Genomic DNA, 17515 nt, shown 5'->3' with positions numbered 1-17515 from the left:
TCGAGCAGACCGGCTACCTGATCGCCCGGTCGTCCCCGCCCACGCGGGGGTCATCCAGTCGTCCAGGAGGACGCGGACCTCCTCCACGGTGTCGTCCCCGCCCACGCGGGGGTCATCCCGCTCAACTGGGTCCGTGGGCGCCGAGGGTGTTGTCGTCCCCGCCCACGCGGGGGTCATCCGCCAGCACGGCGGGTGCCGTCCTCGAGGGTGCGGTCGTCCCCGCCCACGCGGGGGTCATCCGCGGACGTAGCTGGGGTGCGGGTGAAAGTGCCCGTCGTCCCCGCCCACGCGGGGGTCATCCGACGTGGACGGCGCTGGTCCGGTACGGCGGCTGGTCGTCCCCGCCCACGCGGGGGTCATCCCTCGACGAGGATCTGTTCACCGGTGACGCTGTAGTCGTCCCCGCCCACGCGGGGGTCATCCCGCTGTGATCGACGTGACCGCCTGCCGGTAGTCGTCGTCCCCGCCCACGCGGGGGTCATCCGCGCCTGTTCTGGCGCCCCGAGGGTGAGACGTAGTCGTCCCCGCCCACGCGGGGGTCATCCCCTCACCGAGACCGTGCTCGCGCCCGACCTGCAGTCGTCCCCGCCCACGCGGGGGTCATCCCCACCCGGTGAGCGTTCCCGCTCCGGCGTCGTCGGTCGTCCCCGCCCACGCGGGGGTCATCCCGTCAACGCCAGCCGGGCTATCGAGTACCAGTCGTCGTCCCCGCCCACGCGGGGGTCATCCGTTCGGGCCCCTCATCTACCGCTGCGACCGGTGGTCGTCCCCGCCCACGCGGGGGTCATCCAACGGAGACCGACGTGAGGACCGTGCACGAGCCGTCGTCCCCGCCCACGCGGGGGTCATCCGTACTCCTCGATGAAGGCCTCGGGGGAGAGGGAGTCGTCCCCGCCCACGCGGGGGTCATCCCTCATCACGATCACCGGCAACCTGACATCGGACGTCGTCCCCGCCCACGCGGGGGTCATCCCCGCACTCCGTTCGGGGTGCTCGCTGACCTGGTGTCGTCCCCGCCCACGCGGGGGTCATCCGCGCAGCGAGGCTGCGACGTCGTCGGCCTGGATGTCGTCCCCGCCCACGCGGGGGTCATCCGTGCGCCACACGGCCAGTCGACGGGGACGCCAAGTCGTCCCCGCCCACGCGGGGGTCATCCGTACCACGGAGCCGGCTTCGAGGCCGCCAGGCGGTCGTCCCCGCCCACGCGGGGGTCATCCGTCGCTCGCCGCGGTCTTCGACTCTCTGCCTGAGTCGTCCCCGCCCACGCGGGGGTCATCCCGATGATGGCGACGGCGCGGGCTGGGCCGGTGGGTCGTCCCCGCCCACGCGGGGGTCATCCCCCGACTGGGTCGTCCTGGAACATCGCGTACTGGTCGTCCCCGCCCACGCGGGGGTCATCCCGTCGTCGCCAAGTCCAAGGCCGACATCGAGGCGTCGTCCCCGCCCACGCGGGGGTCATCCGCTCGAGGAGTTGGCGCCAGGTCGTCCACTGCTGTCGTCCCCGCCCACGCGGGGGTCATCCGCACTTCGCCTCCTGCGGTCGCTCTGTCCAGTCGTCGTCCCCGCCCACGCGGGGGTCATCCCGGCATCACCGGAGCCATCCGCACCGCACTGTCGTCGTCCCCGCCCACGCGGGGGTCATCCGGACGTCGAGGATCTCGGGGAGACCGTCCGGAAGTCGTCCCCGCCCACGCGGGGGTCATCCGGACTGATCCCATGGCCAAGAACACTCCGCAGCGTCGTCCCCGCCCACGCGGGGGTCATCCCGGGTCCAACTTCCGGCTCGTGCCGATGGGGAAGTCGTCCCCGCCCACGCGGGGGTCATCCGCCCTGACACATCCGCAGACAGCGCGGCGGGTCGTCGTCCCCGCCCACGCGGGGGTCATCCGCCCTGACACATCCGCAGACAGCGCGGCGGGTCGTCGTCCCCGCCCACGCGGGGGTCATCCGCCCTTGCCGACCTGGATTTCCGCGGACGCCGTGTCGTCCCCGCCCACGCGGGGGTCATCCGATCATGTACACCGCGCACCGTGACGACACGGCGTCGTCCCCGCCCACGCGGGGGTCATCCGCGGTGGGGCCGGTGACCGCCGTGGACGAGCAGGTCGTCCCCGCCCACGCGGGGGTCATCCGGACGCGACGCCGGAGAAGAAGCCGCGCCGCAAGTCGTCCCCGCCCACGCGGGGGTCATTTGCGCGTCACGATCCGGTGCGCTCTCGTCAGAGCGTCGTCCCCGCCCACGTGGGAGTCATCCGATCACGACAGGACCGAGCACGGCGGTGATGAAGTCGTCCCCGCCCATGCGGGGGTCATCCCCCCATCCCCGCTGTCGAGCTGCACCAGGTGTCGTCGTCCCCGCCGACGCGGGGATCATCCGTTCAGGACCCGGCCGCCCGGCTTGAGCAGGGCGTGGTTCCCAACCACGCGGGGTCCGGGGCGCGTCGCGGCACTCCTCGCGTCTCGGCGTCGTCACGGATCGGGAAGGTCACAGCCGATCGGCCTCGGCGAGCAGAGCAGTCGCCCGGCGCACCATGGCCCTGGCCTTCTCGACGGTGATGAGGCTCGGCGAGTAGTGCGCGGCATCCTTCTCGGCCAGCAGGCGTCGGAGCTTTGTGGGCAAGGTCGTGTCGCGGAGAGCGACCTCGCCGAGCAGGTTCACTGCCTGAGCATGATCTTGTCCTCGGCTCCACCTGCCGAGGCTGAGCCCGCAGATGGCATCGGTAGCTGCGATGCCGGCCAGCACGGCGAGAGCGGCTGCGACATGAGCCTCGCGCCGCTCCTCTCCGAGAACGAGCTCAGCGACGTCGAGAAGCGCCTGGGCCTGGTCGCGACGAGCGCGGCCTTCCTTCGGCGTGCAGGTGACGACGCGGGTCGGTCGGCGCGGCGTCATCGTGCGCCTCGGAGCAGGTCGACGATGCGCTGGCCGACCAGGAGGATCTCGTCGGCCAGCCAGGAGTCGACCAAGGGGTCGGCTTCGTCGGCCATCCGCGCCACAGTGGTGGCGTCCACGTCGATGACCTGTGCGCGGTTTCCCGTCCAGGCGTGAATCCGCCGGTCGAGGCGGTCCACCTGACCCAACCAGGTGTCCTCGTCGGAGGAGGTCATCCGGTGTGCGCGCACAACCAGCAGGTCGACGTCGCTTTCGGCGTCGGCGGTACCCCGGGCGAAGGAGCCGAACAAGCCGGCATGGACGGGCGTGATCTCCCAGCTCGACACGTCGTCGCGAATGCGGTCCACGAGTTCGGCACGTAAGCGCGTGAGCGCTTCGATGTGAGGAGCCGCCAGGTGCTCCCGGTTGAGACGGTAGACGGGGTACCTGACCGGCGTCTCGACGAGCACGATGCCCTGCTCGGCCAGGCGCGCCAGCACCTTGCGGACCCCTTCGTCGCTACCGCGACCGAGACGGCGGTGTACCTCGGCCGCACTGCACCCGGACGTGGTTGCCGCGAGCACCTGCAACACCCCGGCGTCGAGGGTGGGAGCGATGGTCAGAAGCGGAAAAGACAGGTCCACGGGCGCATCATCCAACTATTGTTGGTCTGAGTCAACTATAGTTGGCGCGCCAAGTGGTGGGCCGAAGAAGCCCGTCCCGCGGTGACGACCTCCCGGGGCGGTCGCGGAGGTCATCGGCGAGGCGCGTGCGCTGGACACGGATCGGGCAGGGTCGGGGGATCCGCGCTACGTCGTCGGGCAGCCGTACGTGCCCTGACGGGCCGGGGAGGACGTGCCGCGCGGTGGCAGGATGACGACCATGCAGACCGCAGACATCTCCGCCGTCGTCACCGGCGGCGCCTCCGGCCTCGGCGCGGCCACCGCCGCCGCCCTGGCCGGCGCCGGCGCCCGGGTGCTCGCCCTCGACCTCCCCGACGCCTGCAAATCGGCGCCCGAGGTGCAGGGCGTCGAGTACCTCCCCACCGACGTCACGTCCGAGGCCGACGTCCGGGCCGCCGTCGACCAGGCTGCGGGCGACCCGGGCCGCCCGCTGCGGGTCGTCGTCAGCTGCGCCGGCATCGGGCCGTCCGCACGCATCCTCGGCCGGAAGGGGACGCACTCGATCGACCTCTACCGCAAGGTCCTCGAGGTCAACCTGCTCGGCACCTTCGTCGTGATGGCCGTGGCGGCCGAGGCCATCGCCGCCACCGAGCCCGACGAGCACGGCCAGCGCGGCGTCGTCGTCAACACCGCGAGCATCGCCGCGTACGACGGCCAGGTCGGCCAGGCCGCGTACAGCTCGTCCAAGGGCGGCATCGTCGGGCTGACGCTGCCGGCGGCCCGCGACCTCGCCCAGTACGGCATCCGGGTCGTGACCATCGCGCCCGGCATCGTCGAGACCCCGATGCTCGCCACCGTCTCCGACGAGTTCCGCCAGGCGCTCGCCGCAGGGGTGCCGTTCCCGCAACGGCTCGCCCGCCCCGACGAGTACGCCCAGCTGGCCCTGTCGATCGTCGAGCACGACTACCTCAACGGCGAGGTCATCCGGATGGACGGTGCGCTCCGGATGGCCCCGCGCTGACCGTGCCCTCCGGGTCCGGCCGTGACCTGCGCGACGACCTCGGCGTGCCGGTGCCCCTGCCGGGCCCGGCGCGCCGCGTCGTCTCGCTCGTGCCGTCGCTCACCGAGGCGCTCGCCGCCACCTGCCCCGACCGGCTCGTCGGGGCCACCGACTGGTGCACCCACCCGGCCGGCCTCGACGTCCCGCGCGTCCGGGGCACGAAGAACCCCGACCTCGCGGCCGCCGCCGCGCTGGAGCCGGACCTCGTCGTCGCGAACAAGGAGGAGAACCGTGAGCTCGACGTCCGGCGGATGCGCGAGCGCGGCCTCGCCGTCTGGGTGACCGACATCGAGACCGTGCCGCAGGCGCTCACGTCGATGCGACGCCTCGTCACGCAGGCTCTCGGCCTGGACGAGCCGGGATGGCTGAGTGACGTCGCGGATACGTGGGCCGAGCCGGTGCCGGCACCGCGCGCCCGGGTCGTCGTCCCGGTCTGGCGCGACCCGTGGATGGTCGTCGGCCGGCCCACGTTCACGGCCGACCTCCTCGCCCGGATCGGGTACGAGGTCGTCGGCGGAGACGGTGTCGGCCGCTACCCCGCGGCGGAGGTCGGGGCGCTCGACGACCCCGCCCTCGCCGACCTCGTGCTGCTGCCCGACGAGCCGTACGAGTTCACCGACGGGGACGGTCCGGAGATGTTCACCCGGGTCCCCGTCCGGCTCGTCTCCGGACGCCTGCTCACCTGGTACGGACCGTCGATGCTCGAGGCCCGCCGGATTTCATCCGAGCCGACCTGAGCGTGTAGTGTCTCGGTCGGCCTGCCGGGCCGTGACCACGCCCGGCGTCCGCCCCCTTAGCTCAGTCGGCAGAGCGTTTCCATGGTAAGGAAAAGGTCGTCGGTTCGATTCCGACAGGGGGCTCTGGTCCGGTCGGGTCAGGTCCTCCGGGACAGGAGCCGGTCGTTCCCCGAGGCGGGGTAGCTCAGCTGGTTAGAGCGCACGACTCATAATCGTGAGGTCGCGGGATCGAGCCCCGCTCCCGCTACGCAGGTGTGCGATTTCCGTGGAGTACCACGGGTCGCGTACCCTGTTGTGCTGGTGCCGCGCGGTCCCCGCGCCCGCGCCGCCCCCAGATCCACCACCGTTTCCCGAGAGCAGGTTGCCCCGTGGCCAGCAAGAGCGCCGACGTCCGCCCGAAGATCACCATGGCGTGCACGGAGTGCAAGGAGCGCAACTACATCACGAAGAAGAACCGCCGCAACGACCCCGACCGGCTCGAGCTGGCGAAGTTCTGCCCGCGCTGCAAGAAGCACACCGAGCACCGCGAGACCCGCTGACCCCAGCGCGTCATCCGACGAGGCCGCCTGCACCCCTGGTGCGGCGGCCTCTCGCCGTGTCCGGGGGTCTCGGCCGGCACCCCTAGAGTGGTCGCCATGGCCGTGAACCCCGACTTCGTCGGACGTACCTACCCGCCGAGCGGTCCCTACCCCGTCGATGCCGCGCTCGTCGCCGACTTCGCTCGGGCGGTGGGGGCCACCGACCCGGTCCACACCGACGCCGAGGCCGCCCGCGCCGCGGGGTACGCCGACGTCGTGGCCCCGCCGACGATGGCCGTCCGCTTCGCCCAGGCCACCGAGGCCGCGTACGTCGAGGACGCCGAGGCCGGCATCGACTTCAGCCGCGTCGTCCACGGCGAGGAGAGGTTCGTCCACCACCGGCCCATCACCGCGGGCGACGAGGTCGTCGGCTCGCTGACGGTCGACCAGGTACGCGAGGCCGGGGGGCACGCGATGGTCACGACCCGTACCGAGCTCGCCACCACGTCCGGGGAGGCGCTCTCCACCGTCACCTCGCTCATCGTCGTCCGGGGAGGGGAGGGCTGATGGCCGTCCGTGCGCTGTCGTCGGTGTCCGTCGGGGACGCCGTCGGGCCCGTCACCGTGCCCGTGTCGCGCGAGACGCTCGTCGCGTACGCGAACGCGTCGGGGGACCAGAACCCCATCCACCAGGACGAGGAGTTCGCGCGCTCGGTCGGGCTCCCCGACGTCATCGCGCACGGGATGTGGACGATGGGGGCGTCCGGCACGGTCGTCGCCGAGTGGGCCGGCGACGCGGGGCGGGTCCTCGAGTTCGGCACGCGCTTCACCAAGCCGGTCGTCGTCCCGCAGGCCGGTGCCGAGGTCGTCGTCGAGGGGGCCGTCAAGGCCGTCGACGCCGAGACCGGGCGGGTCACCGTCGACGTCACGACGACGAGCGACGGCGTCAAGGTCCTCGGGCGCTGCGTCGCCGTCGTGCGCCTCGACTGATGCAGGAGCTGACGGACGAGCCCCTCGCAGGGCACACGACGATGCGGGTCGGTGGGCCGGCCGCGCGGATGGTCGTCGCGGAGACCACCGATGAGCTCGTCGACGCCGTGCGGGAGGTCGACGACGCGGACGAGCCGCTCCTCGTCCTCGGCGGCGGGTCGAACCTGGTGCTCCCGGACGACGGGTTCGCGGGCACGGTCGTCAAGGTGGCGACCCGGGGGGTGGTCGTCGACTCGTCGGACTCGTGCGGTGGGGCGAACGTCGTCGTCGCGGCGGGGGAGCCGTGGGACCCGTTCGTGGAGCGGGCCGTGGCCGAGGGGTGGTCCGGGGTGGAGGCCCTGTCCGGCATCCCCGGGTCCACCGGGGCGACGCCGGTCCAGAACGTCGGGGCCTACGGGCAGGAGGTCGCGCAGACCATCGCCCGGGTGCGGGTGTGGGACCGCACCGAGCAGCGGGTCCGGACGATGACCTCGCCCGACTGCCGGTTCACCTACCGGCACTCGCTCTTCAAGGGGACCGACCGGTACGTCGTCCTCGACGTCATGTTCCAGCTCGTCCTCGCCGACCTGTCCCGACCGGTGGCCTACGCCGATCTCGCCCGTCAGCTCGGAGTGGAGGCCAGAGGGCGGGTTCCGCTCGCCGAGGCCCGCGAGGCGGTGCTCGTCCAGCGGCGCTCGCGCGGGATGGTGCTCGACGACGCCGACCACGACACGTGGTCCTGCGGGTCGTTCTTCACGAACCCCGTGCTCGGTGCGGAGGAGTTCGACGCCCTGCAGGAGCGGGTGGCGTCCCGGCTCGGGGTGGAGGTCTCCCCGCCGCGGTTCGAGGGTGCGGACGGGACGGTCAAGACCTCCGCGGCCTGGCTCATCGAGCGGGCCGGGTTCGGGAAGGGCTACGCGATGCCCGGGCCGGCGGCGCTGTCGACGAAGCACACCCTCGCGGTGACGAACCGCGGGACCGCGTCCGCGGCCGACGTCGTGGCCCTCGCCCGTGAGGTGCGCGCGGGGGTGCGCGAGGCCTTCGGCGTGGAGCTCGTCAACGAGCCGGTGCTCCTGGGGCAGAGCCTCGAGGAGGGTCGACCCTGAGGGCCCGGACCGGCCGTCGGCCGCGGTCGACGCGGCCGACTCGGCTGGTCGGCCTGGCGCGCCCTCGCTCGTCGGCCGAAGGCAGCACCGGTCCCGGACGCGGGGCGCCCAGCATCCTGAAACAGTTGGGTCCGGGACGTTCATGAAGGAGTCCGGTCCGTGACGTCTAGGTGCTCCCGATACCGAGCCACCGACCCAGCCCCCGGCGCACAGGTGCGGTTTGCATCGTCTCCTGAGCCAGCGGTCCATCTCCGGGTGCACTGGTATGGGTTGCTCCGAGGGGATGGCACCGGAAGCCGGGAGGGCACCGGAGCCGGTCGTCCACAGCGGCGCGTCGCCTCGCGTCGGTCCACAGGGGCCACCGGCGACCTGGACCCCGAGATCGCACCTCCGCAGCATGAAGGTATGCCCTCTGCCTACCCGACCTTCGCCAAAGAGCTGCTCGCCGCCCGAGCGAGCCTGACCCTCGCCGACGAGGTCGGGCTGGCGCTGCGCGCTCACCGTCGCCGGCTACGCCTCAGCCAACGCGCGTACGCCAGGCTCCGGGGCTACTCCCGGGCAACGCTCGGCCGCCTCGAGTCCTCCGCCGGAGGCCATCGCCTCGACGACCTGGTGCATGCCCTGCAGGGAACGGGCTTCGCCCTGTACCTCGGCCGTGAGCCGTCCGACCCGCAGGCCGACGGGGCCGCCCTCTCCGAGAAGCAGCAGGTGAACGTCCCCGTGGCAGTGCTCCGGGCCGAGCCGCTCCTCGGCGGACCGCCGGCGGTGGCGCCCGAGGAGTGGCCACGGACCGAGCTCATCGCACGTGTGCGGGGTGGCTCGCGACGCTTCCCCGGGCACCTCGAGACGACCCAGGTCACTAACCCGCCGGACTGGTGGTGGATGCACGAGTTCTTCGACGGCCCGAGCGAGGCGCCCTGCTGGTACTCGCCCAGGCCGTGGACGAGGCCCGACGGATCAGTGACCTACCCCCTGGCCGACCACCCCGTAGCCCCCGACGACCCGGCCGCCGATGACTCAGCCGCCGATGACCCGCCCTCCGAGGAGCACCGGCGTCCCGACGCGGCCTGAACGGACCTCTGCCCCACCCGCGCAGCGGCCGCAGCACGACCCGTCGGCCCGTGGGGTGGGTCTCGTGGCTCGCCTCCCGGGGCACAGGTACGGATGCGCCGGGAGACGAGCCGGGGTGGCCCGGGATCTGGAGCACCTGGAGTCCGGAGTCGGGCCGCACGCTCTCACTCGTGTCGGTGGGCCGTGCGGGTCACGAGCCCGGGGTGGCCCGGCATCCGGAGCACATGGACGTCAGAGAACCGACCACCGCCGCGCTCGTCCCGCGCCCCAGCCCCCACGACCGCCGCGCGCGTCGGCTCCCCGCCGGTCACCCCGTCCTCGGACCCTCCTGGACCAGCCAGGCCTCGATGTCCCGGTCCGCCTCGCGCCGTACCGCCTCCGGAGCCCGGCTGGCCGCGAACGAGGCCCGGGCGAGCCCCGCCAGCTCGGCGTCGCTCAGCCCGTGCACGGAGCGCGCCGCCTCGTACTGCGCCACGAGCCGCGACGCGAAGATCAACGGGTCGTCGGCCCCCAGCGCCACCGTCGCACCTGCGTCGAGCAGCCGTCGCAGCGGCACGTCCGAGGCGTCGTCGTACACCCCGAGCGACACGTTCGACCCCGGGCACACCTCGAACGCGACCCCCGCGCCCACGACCCGTTCCAGCACCCGCTGGTCCTCGACCGTCCGCACACCGTGCCCGAGCCGGTCCGGCGCCATCGTCTCGAGCGTCGCGGCCACGGCCTCCGGCCCGAGCAGCTCGCCCGCGTGCGGCACCGACGCCAGACCCGCCTGCCGCGCGATGCGGAACGCCCGTGCCAGCTCCCCTGTGTCCCCGCGGCGCTCGTCGTTCGACAGCCCGAAACCCACGACGCTCCCCGGCCCGTCACCCGCGTGCTGCGCCGCCAGACGGGCCAGGGTGCGCGCCTCCAGTGGGTGCCGCATCCGGGATGCCGCCACGATGACGGCCACCTGCGCCGCCCCTGGCTCGCGCGACACCGCCGTCGCCTCGTCCAGCACGATCTCGAGAGCAGGCGTGATCCCCCCGACGAACGGCGCGTACGACGTCGGGTCCACCTGCAGCTCGAGCCACCGCGACCCCTCGGCGGCGTCGTCGAACGCCGCCTCGCGCACGATCCGCCGCATGTCCGCCTCGCCCCGGACACACGCCCGCGCGGCGTCGTACAACCGTTGGAAGCGGAACCAGCCGCGCTCGTCGGCCGCCTCGAACCGTGGCGGATAGCCCTCACGCAGCACGGCCGGCAGCCGCAGCCCGTGGGACGCCGCGAGCTCGCGGACCGTCCCGACCCGCATCGAGCCGGTGAAGTGCAGGTGCAGGTGAGCCTTGGGCAGGTCGGCGACGGGCCGCGCGGACGAGCCGGCGCCGTCGGGGCCCTCGCTCACTCCTCGCCGGTCTCCTCGTCGACGACGTGGACGGCCGCCTCCTCGGCGGAGGCCCCGGCACCGTCGACACCGACGTCCTCGCCGACGAGGTCCTTCTCGGCGTCCTCGGCGAGACCCTCGTCGGGAGCGACGAGGCGACCCGCCCGGTCGTCCCCGACCTCGCTGTCACCGAGCCAGTCGTCCTCGGCGTGGATGGCGTCGGGGTCGTCGCCACCCACACGCTCGGAGCCCTGGTCCGACTCGTCGTCCGGAGCGCCGTACGCCGTGCCCTCCTCGGGCACCTCCTGGCCGATGCGCTCCTCGAGGCTCTCGCCCTGGAGCTGCTCCTCGACGGTGGGGCCGTGCGCGGCGGAGCGGTCGACGTCCGGCGGCGAGTAGCCGCGGTCCAGCACGTCCTCGACGTCCTCCGGGACGAGGGTGTCCTCGGCCGGGAGCTGGGAAGGGTCGAGCGGCGCCGGAGGGTCGCTGTGCTGCGGGTTCTCGGACATGCTCGTCAGCCTACGTCGCCCACCAGCTGCTCGGCGGCGGCGAGGGCGACGCACGTCGCGACCCCCGCCATCGCGGTCTCGACCTCGGCCAGCACCGGGAACGACGGGGCGAGGCGGATGTTCCGGTCGCGGGGGTCGGTGCCGTGCGGGAAGGAGGCGCCGGCCGGGGTCAGCGCGATCCCGGCATCCTTCGCCAGCGTCACGACCCGGGACGCGCAGCCGTCCGGCACGTCGAGGTTCACGAAGTACCCGCCGCGCGGGCGGGTCCACTCGGCGATGCGGAGGCCTTCGAGCTCGGCGGTCAGCGCGGCGTCGACGGCCGCGAACTTCGGCGCGAGGACGTCACGGTGCTTCGCCATGTGCTCGCGCACCCCGTCCGGCGAGCCGAAGAACTGCACGTGCCGCAGGTGGTTGACCTTGTCCGGCCCGATCGAGGCGAACTTCAGGTGCGACAGGTACCAACGCACCGTCTCGCGGGAGCCGGCGAGGAACGCGACCCCCGCCCCGGCCAACGTGATCTTGCTCGTCGAGGCGAAGACGACCGGCCGGTGCGGGTTCCCCGCGGACGACGCGAGCGACACGATGTCGGCCGACTTCGCCTCGTCCGTCGTCAGGTGGTGCAGGGCGTACGCGTTGTCCCAGAACAGCCGGAAGTCCGGGGCCGCGGTCGGCATCGCGGCGAGCCGCGCGGCGACCTCCTGGGTGACGACCGAGCCGGCCGGGTTGGCGTACGTCGGCACGATCCACATGCCCTTGACGCTCGGGTCGTCCTCGACGAGCGCCTCGACGGCCGCGACGTCCGGGCCGTCCTCCAGCATCGGGACGGTCACCATCTCGATGCCGTAGGACTCGAGCATCGCGTAGTGCCGGTCGTAGCCGGGCACCGGACAGACGAAGGTGACCTTCTCCTCGTCCTTCCACGACCGCGGCGAGTCCACGCCGCCGAACATCAGGTGGTACACGAGGACGTCGTGCATCATCGTCAGGCTCGCGTTGCCCCCGGCGACGAGCTGCTCGACGTCCACCCCGAGCAGCTCGGCGAACATCTCGCGGAGCTCGAGCAGCCCCTCGAGCCCGCCGTAGTTGCGCACGTCGACGCCGTCGCGGTCGGTGTGGCCCTCGGGCAGCGAGAGCATCCGCTCGGCGAGGTCGAGCTGCTCGGCACTCGGCTTGCCACGGGTGAGATCGAGGCGAAGGCCGCGCTCCTGGAGCGTGGCGTACGCGGTGCGCTGCTCGTCGAGGAACGCACGCAGCGCGTCGGGGGAGCGGTCGGCGAGGGGGGTACAGGACACGGCTTCGGTGCTCACCGGGCCATCGTCCCAGAACGCTCCGCCGCCGGTGTAGGGCTCCCCCGCGCGCGAGACGCCGGTCCGTCCGCCCCGGCCCGTCCGCGGTTCGCGCCGGGCCCGGGGCGTCCCGTATGCTGTCGGTTCGGTGTGACCACCATCTCGGCGTGCCCGGGTCCGGTCGCACCGCCCGGGTCCCCACCCAACCAGGGGTCCCACAGGGCAGTGGCTCAATTGGTAGAGCACCGGTCTCCAAAACCGGCGGTTGGGGGTTCGAGTCCCTCCTGCCCTGCGTCGCACGTGTGGTACGTCCACGATCCGCGGCCCGCCTCCCGGGCTGCCTGTCGCGGTCGTGCCGCGCCGAGGCATCCGACAAGCAGCTCGACGTGAAGAGGCACCGTGACTGACGTAGGTCAGACCAGGACCCCCTCCAAGCCCGCCAAGGGCAAGGACCAGGGCGGCAACCCCGTCGTCCGGTGGTTCCGTGCGCTCTCGCTGTTCGTCAGCCAGATCCTCGACGAGCTGCGCAAGGTCGTCCGGCCGACGCGGGCCGAGCTCACCCAGTACACGATCGTCGTCATCGTGTTCGTCACGGTCATGATGGCGATCGTCGCCGGCATGGACTTCGGCTTCAGCAAGCTCGTGGGCCTGGTCCTCGGGAACTGACGCGCCCCCGCACGAGCCCCCGCCCGCACCGGCACCGCATCACGAAGGAAGAAGAGGTCACCCGTGTCCGACCAGTGGACCGACACCCCCGACGAGGCGTCCGACGACGCCCCCGAGGTGCAGCCCGACGACCTGACGGTCCAGGAGGCCGACGTCGAGGCCGCCGAGTCCTTCGACGACGCCACGGCCGGGTCGGACGAGGCCACGCAGGCCGGTGAGACCGAGGCCGAGGAGCCCGTCGAGCCCGCTGCGGAGGAGCCCACCGAGGACGCCGTCGAGGCCGACGCTCCCGCGGAGGTGCCGGTCGCCGAGGACGCCGCCGACGCCCCGGTCACCGACGAGGACGGCGACGTGCTCGCCGGCGTCGACCCGGTCCAGGCGTTCAAGGACGACCTCGCCGGCAAGTTCGGCGACTGGTACGTCATCCACTCCTACGCGGGCTACGAGAACCGCGTGAAGGCCAACCTCGAGAACCGCACCCAGTCCCTCAACATGGAGGACTACATCTTCGAGGTCCAGGTGCCGATGGAGGAGGTCACCGAGATCAAGAGCGGGCAGCGCAAGCTCGTCCGCCGGGTCCGGATGCCCGGGTACGTCCTGGTCCGGATGGACCTCACCGACGAGTCGTGGGGCGCCGTCCGGCACACCCCGGGCGTCACCGGGTTCGTCGGCAACGCCCACCAGCCCGTGCCGCTGACCCTCGACGAGGTCTTCACGATGCTCAAGCCGGCGGACCTCGAGACCGCCGCGGCCGCCGCCACGACCGGTGCCGCGCCGTCCGCTCCCGGCGCCGAGCCCACGGCCACCGTCGTCGACTTCGAGGTCGGGGAGTCCGTCACCGTCATGGACGGCCCGTTCGAGACCCTCCCGGCGACGATCTCCGACATCAACGCCGACACCCAGAAGCTCAAGGTGCTCGTCACGATCTTCGGCCGGGAGACCCCGGTCGAGCTCTCCTTCAGCCAGGTCGCCAAGATCTGACCGAAGGCCCTTCCGCGGGGACCCGCGGACACTGCAAAGGGGTCATCGCCCACGGCGTCGGCCCACCACCACCGAAGAAGGACAGTCATGCCCCCCAAGAAGAAGGTGTCCGGCTACATCAGCCTGCAGATCCAGGCCGGTGCCGCGACCCCCGCGCCCCCCGTCGGCCCCGCGCTCGGTCAGCACGGTGTCAACATCATGGAGTTCGTCAAGGCGTACAACGCGGCGACCGAGCACCAGCGCGGCAACATCATCCCCGTCGTCATCACGGTCTACGAAGACCGCTCGTTCACCTTCATCACGAAGACCCCGCCGGCCAGCGAGCTCATCAAGAAGGCCGCCGGTGTCCAGAAGGGCTCGGGCGAGCCGCACAAGACCAAGGCGGGCAAGCTCACCAACGACCAGCTCCGCGAGATCGCGGAGACGAAGATGCCCGACCTCAACGCCAACGACGTCGACGCCGCGATGAAGATCATCGCCGGTACGGCGCGGCAGATGGGCATCGAGACCGAGCTCTGAGCCCGGTCCACCCGGCCGGGCCCCGAGCCCGGTCGGCCCCTGTGGCAGGGCCATGCGCTGGCCCGACGACCACGACTCCACCACTCACCACCAGGAGCAGCACATGAAGCGCAGCAAGGCCTACCGGGCCGCCGCCTCGACCATCGACGCGGACGCCCTGTACAGCCCGCTCGAGGCCGTCCGCCTCGCCAAGAAGGCGGCGTCGGCCAAGTACGACGAGACCGTCGAGGTCGCGATGCGGCTCGGCGTCGACCCCCGCAAGGCCGACCAGATGGTCCGCGGCACGGTCAACCTCCCGCACGGCACGGGCAAGACCGCCCGCGTCCTCGTCTTCGCCAACGGCGACAAGGCCGAGGCGGCCACCGCGGCCGGCGCCGACTTCGTCGGTTCCGACGACCTCCTCGAGAAGGTCGCCGGCGGTTGGCTCGACTTCGACGCCGTCGTCGCCACGCCCGACCTCATGGGCAAGGTCGGCCGGCTCGGCAAGGTCCTCGGTCCGCGCGGGCTCATGCCGAACCCGAAGACCGGCACCGTGACGATGGACACCGCCAAGGCCGTCTCCGACATCAAGGGCGGCAAGATCGAGTTCCGCGTCGACAAGCACGCGAACCTCCACTTCATCATCGGCAAGGCGTCCTTCGACGAGAAGTCGCTCGTCGAGAACTACGCCGCCGCCCTCGACGAGGTCCTCCGGCTCAAGCCGGCGTCCTCCAAGGGCCGGTACATCACCAAGGCGACCCTGTCGACGACGATGGGCCCGGGCATCCCGCTCGACGCCGCCAAGACGAAGAACCTCACTGAGGAGCCGGTGGACGCCTGACCGCCGCCCCTCTGCCGGAGCCCGTCACCCCTGCCAGGGTGTGACGGGCTCCGGCGCGTCCCGGCTCCGACGACCTCGCTCGAACCGGCCGAACCGGTCCATCCGTCCCCGGCCCGGCCCCTACGCTGTTCCCATCGGAGCGTCCGATCGGCGGCTTCGTCCATCAACACCTCACCGGGGGAGCACCGCATGAAGCGCACCATCCACTCCGTCGTCGCTCTGTGCGGCGCCATGGCACTCGCGGCGTGTGGCTCGACCGTCGCCGACACCGGTGCTGAGAGCACGCCCTCGCAGGCCCCCGCGGCCACGGGCGTCCAGGTGGGTGACACCGTCGACCTCGCCGAGCTCGCGGAGTCGACCGCCGCAGCCGTCGAGGCCCAGGGCACCTCGCACGTGACCGTGGCCGCAGGGGGCGACGGCTCGTCGGAGATCGACGTCGACTACAGCAGCGGGTCGCCGGCCATGTCCATGACCATGACGGCCGAGGCGGACGAGCCCGTGCGGATGCTCCTCGTCGACGGCGTCATGTACATGACCGGTGACTCGGTCGGGGAGATGACCGGGGGCAGGTCGTGGATCAAGATCGACCCGGACGGCGAGGACATGATGTCCCGGATGATGGCGCCGGTCCTGGAGCAGATGGCGTCGACCGTCGACCCGGCTCACCAGTTCATCGTTTTCGAGGGCACCGAGGCCGAGGTCATCGCCGTCGACGCCGACACGGTCACCTACTCGGTCGTGCTGACCGAGGAGCAGCTCGACGAGGCGCTGGACACGCAGGCCGAGTCGATCCCCGGGCTCACGAAGGAGGGTCTCGCACAGATGCCTGACGGCATGTCCTACGAGATGACCCTCGACGCCGAGGGGCTGCCGCTGTCCATGGGGATGGACATCGCGGGCGAGGCGGTGACGGTCACCTACTCCGACTGGGGCAAGAAGGTGGACATCGCGGCCCCACCCGCGAGCGAGGTCGGGACGTTCCAGATGCCCGACCTGGGCTGACGCGCACATCGACACACTCACATCACGGCGGCGTCCGATGCGGGTGCCGCCGTGATTTGGGGCCATGGGCCACGGTCCCGTACGCTTGACCCCGACCGAAGACCGCCGGTTGTCGAGGGCTCCCGCCCGAGACCGAAGGTCCCGCGAGAGCGGGCGCCAGCGTAGGCCGCGTAGTTCCCCGGGCGCCGGGGCGGCGAGAGCCGTCCGCGCCCCCGTGAGCCCCGTGCCCTGCGCCGGGGCTCGTTCTCTTTCCCGGGGCCCTCGCCGACGGTCCGACCCGACGGAAGGAGGCCCGAATGTCACGTGCCGACAAGGCTGCGGCCATCGCCGAGCTCTCGGAGAAGTTCAAGAGCTCCAACGCCGCCGTCCTCACGGAGTACCGGGGGCTCTCGGTGGCGCAGATCACCGAGCTGCGCAACACCCTGCGTGGCAACGCGACCTACGCCGTGGTCAAGAACACGCTGACCCAGCTCGCCGCCAAGGACGCCGGGGTGACCGCGTTCGACGGTCAGCTCGTCGGTCCGTCCGCGATCGCCTTCGTCGAGGGCGACGCGGTGGAGGCCGCCAAGGGTCTGCGTGACTTCGCCAAGGCCAACCCCCTCCTGGTGATCAAGGGCGGCGTGCTCGAGGGCAAGGCCCTCTCCGCCGCGGAGATCACCAAGCTCGCGGACCTCGAGTCCCGCGAGGTGCTCCTCGCGAAGCTGGCCGGCGCCATGAACGCCTCGCTCAGCAACGCTGTCTCCCTCTTCGCGGCTCCGCTGTCGCAGACGGCCCGTGTGGTCGAGGCGCTGCGGGCCAAGGTCGAGGCGGAGGGGCCGGTCGCCGGCGCCCCTGCCGAGGCCGCCGAGGAGACCCCCGCCGAGGCCGACGCCCCGGCCACCGACGTCGCCGAGGGTGGCGACGCGAGCTGACCTCCGGTCGGCTCACCCCCGAAACCGCCACTCACGGCAGAACAGCAGAGAAAGGACGCCCATCATGGCCAAGCTCAGCACCGACGAGCTCCTTGACGCCTTCAAGGAGATGACCCTCATCGAGCTCTCCGAGTTCGTCAAGCAGTTCGAGGACACCTTCAACGTCACCGCCGCCGCGCCCGTCGCGGTCGCCGGTGCGGCCCCCGCCGCCGCGGGTGGCGAGGCCGGTGGCGGCGACGCCGCCGAGCAGGACGAGTTCGACGTCATCCTCGACGCCGCCGGCGACAAGAAGATCGCCGTCATCAAGGAGGTCCGCGCGCTGACCTCCCTCGGCCTCAAGGAGGCCAAGGACCTCGTCGACGGCGCCCCGAAGCCCGTCCTCGAGAAGGTCGACAAGGCCGCGGCCGAGAAGGCCAAGGAGCAGCTCGAGGGCGCCGGCGCCACCGTCACCCTCAAGTGAGTCCGTCCCCGTGAGGGGGCCGCTCGCTCCACCCGTGGGGGCCCCCCCG

At 72.2% G+C, this 17515-nt stretch carries 19 protein-coding genes, 3 tRNA genes and 1 CRISPR repeat array (1 of these 23 cut by a window edge); of the genes, 17 read left to right on the top strand and 5 right to left on the bottom strand.

The window, feature by feature from the left end; translation table 11 throughout:
- A CRISPR array of direct repeats spans window positions 1-2376; the repeat unit is 28 nt; unit sequence GTCGTCCCCGCCCACGCGGGGGTCATCC (it extends 3828 nt beyond the left edge of the window).
- A gap of 109 nt (window positions 2377-2485) precedes the next feature.
- Window positions 2486-2890, bottom strand: coding sequence for a hypothetical protein (locus tag JQN72_RS11285; RefSeq protein ID WP_204135292.1), 405 nt, complete (start codon window positions 2888-2890; stop codon window positions 2486-2488).
- Window positions 2887-3513, bottom strand: coding sequence for a nucleotidyltransferase domain-containing protein (locus tag JQN72_RS11280; RefSeq protein WP_204135291.1), 627 nt, complete (start codon window positions 3511-3513; stop codon window positions 2887-2889). The genes JQN72_RS11285 and JQN72_RS11280 overlap by 4 nt, the downstream gene beginning before the upstream one ends.
- Before the next feature lie 238 nt (window positions 3514-3751).
- Here JQN72_RS11280 and JQN72_RS11275 point away from each other — a divergent pair, with 238 nt between their 5' ends.
- The 9 genes from JQN72_RS11275 to JQN72_RS11235 all read left to right on the top strand — a co-directional run bounded on the left by JQN72_RS11275 (window position 3752) and on the right by JQN72_RS11235 (window position 8952).
- Window positions 3752-4513 carry an SDR family NAD(P)-dependent oxidoreductase gene (locus JQN72_RS11275; RefSeq protein ID WP_204135290.1) on the top strand — a complete coding sequence of 254 codons (762 nt, stop codon included), beginning with the start codon at window positions 3752-3754 and terminating at the stop codon, window positions 4511-4513.
- A 2-nt stretch (window positions 4514-4515) separates the two neighbouring features.
- A complete protein-coding gene (locus JQN72_RS11270; protein WP_307812630.1) occupies window positions 4516-5289 on the top strand; it encodes a helical backbone metal receptor in 774 nt (257 codons plus the stop codon).
- A 50-nt stretch (window positions 5290-5339) separates the two neighbouring features.
- A tRNA-Thr gene (locus JQN72_RS11265) sits at window positions 5340-5412 on the top strand.
- A 50-nt stretch (window positions 5413-5462) separates the two neighbouring features.
- Window positions 5463-5536, top strand: a tRNA-Met gene (locus JQN72_RS11260).
- 121 nt (window positions 5537-5657) lie between these two features.
- A complete protein-coding gene (rpmG, locus tag JQN72_RS11255; RefSeq protein ID WP_204135289.1) occupies window positions 5658-5828 on the top strand; it encodes a 50S ribosomal protein L33 in 171 nt (56 codons plus the stop codon).
- 96 nt (window positions 5829-5924) lie between these two features.
- On the top strand, window positions 5925-6374 hold the full coding sequence (locus JQN72_RS11250; RefSeq protein WP_204135288.1) for a MaoC family dehydratase N-terminal domain-containing protein: 450 nt from the start codon (window positions 5925-5927) through the stop codon (window positions 6372-6374).
- The gene (locus JQN72_RS11245; RefSeq protein WP_204135287.1) at window positions 6374-6796 is read left to right on the top strand and encodes a MaoC/PaaZ C-terminal domain-containing protein; all 423 of its coding nucleotides are present in this window, start codon (window positions 6374-6376) and stop codon (window positions 6794-6796) included. Before JQN72_RS11250 ends, JQN72_RS11245 begins: the two co-directional genes overlap by 1 nt.
- A complete protein-coding gene (locus tag JQN72_RS11240) occupies window positions 6796-7881 on the top strand; it encodes a UDP-N-acetylmuramate dehydrogenase (RefSeq protein ID WP_204135286.1) in 1086 nt (361 codons plus the stop codon). The genes JQN72_RS11245 and JQN72_RS11240 overlap by 1 nt, the downstream gene beginning before the upstream one ends.
- Window positions 7882-8286: 405 nt before the next feature.
- Complete coding sequence (locus JQN72_RS11235) at window positions 8287-8952, top strand: hypothetical protein (protein WP_204135285.1); 666 nt, start codon at window positions 8287-8289, stop codon at window positions 8950-8952.
- 307 nt (window positions 8953-9259) lie between these two features.
- Here JQN72_RS11235 and JQN72_RS11230 read toward each other — a convergent pair whose 3' ends face one another.
- The 3 genes from JQN72_RS11230 to JQN72_RS11220 all read right to left on the bottom strand — a co-directional run bounded on the left by JQN72_RS11230 (window position 9260) and on the right by JQN72_RS11220 (window position 12128).
- Window positions 9260-10243: an adenosine deaminase gene (locus tag JQN72_RS11230; RefSeq protein ID WP_239100540.1), complete on the bottom strand. Its 984-nt coding sequence runs from the start codon at window positions 10241-10243 to the stop codon at window positions 9260-9262.
- 86 nt (window positions 10244-10329) lie between these two features.
- Window positions 10330-10821: a DUF5709 domain-containing protein gene (locus tag JQN72_RS11225; RefSeq protein ID WP_204135283.1), complete on the bottom strand. Its 492-nt coding sequence runs from the start codon at window positions 10819-10821 to the stop codon at window positions 10330-10332.
- 5 nt (window positions 10822-10826) lie between these two features.
- Window positions 10827-12128, bottom strand: coding sequence for an aminotransferase class I/II-fold pyridoxal phosphate-dependent enzyme (locus JQN72_RS11220; RefSeq protein WP_204135282.1), 1302 nt, complete (start codon window positions 12126-12128; stop codon window positions 10827-10829).
- 198 nt (window positions 12129-12326) lie between these two features.
- Here JQN72_RS11220 and JQN72_RS11215 point away from each other — a divergent pair.
- The 8 genes from JQN72_RS11215 to rplL all read left to right on the top strand — a co-directional run bounded on the left by JQN72_RS11215 (window position 12327) and on the right by rplL (window position 17466).
- Window positions 12327-12399: transfer RNA gene (locus JQN72_RS11215), tRNA-Trp, on the top strand.
- A 107-nt stretch (window positions 12400-12506) separates the two neighbouring features.
- Window positions 12507-12773: a preprotein translocase subunit SecE gene (secE, locus tag JQN72_RS11210; RefSeq protein ID WP_204135281.1), complete on the top strand. Its 267-nt coding sequence runs from the start codon at window positions 12507-12509 to the stop codon at window positions 12771-12773.
- Between the two features lie 63 nt (window positions 12774-12836).
- On the top strand, window positions 12837-13754 hold the full coding sequence (gene nusG, locus JQN72_RS11205) for a transcription termination/antitermination protein NusG (protein WP_307812628.1): 918 nt from the start codon (window positions 12837-12839) through the stop codon (window positions 13752-13754).
- A gap of 87 nt (window positions 13755-13841) precedes the next feature.
- Window positions 13842-14273, top strand: coding sequence for a 50S ribosomal protein L11 (gene rplK / locus JQN72_RS11200; protein WP_204135280.1), 432 nt, complete (start codon window positions 13842-13844; stop codon window positions 14271-14273).
- 103 nt (window positions 14274-14376) lie between these two features.
- Window positions 14377-15093, top strand: a complete 717-nt coding sequence (rplA, locus tag JQN72_RS11195) for a 50S ribosomal protein L1 (RefSeq protein WP_204135279.1) — start codon at window positions 14377-14379, stop codon at window positions 15091-15093.
- A gap of 189 nt (window positions 15094-15282) precedes the next feature.
- Window positions 15283-16095, top strand: coding sequence for a hypothetical protein (locus tag JQN72_RS11190; protein WP_204135278.1), 813 nt, complete (start codon window positions 15283-15285; stop codon window positions 16093-16095).
- A gap of 296 nt (window positions 16096-16391) precedes the next feature.
- A complete protein-coding gene (rplJ, locus tag JQN72_RS11185) occupies window positions 16392-17006 on the top strand; it encodes a 50S ribosomal protein L10 (protein ID WP_204135277.1) in 615 nt (204 codons plus the stop codon).
- Window positions 17007-17070: 64 nt separating this feature from the next.
- Complete coding sequence (rplL, locus tag JQN72_RS11180) at window positions 17071-17466, top strand: 50S ribosomal protein L7/L12 (protein WP_204135276.1); 396 nt, start codon at window positions 17071-17073, stop codon at window positions 17464-17466.
- The last annotated feature ends 49 nt before the right edge of the window (window positions 17467-17515 follow it).

Origin of the sequence: Phycicoccus sp. CSK15P-2, assembly GCF_016888005.1 — a bacterium.
Taxonomy (GTDB): Bacteria; Actinomycetota; Actinomycetes; order Actinomycetales; family Dermatophilaceae; genus Phycicoccus.
Note: the sequence above shows the minus strand (reverse complement) of the source record. Positions and strands in the feature narration are given on the sequence as shown.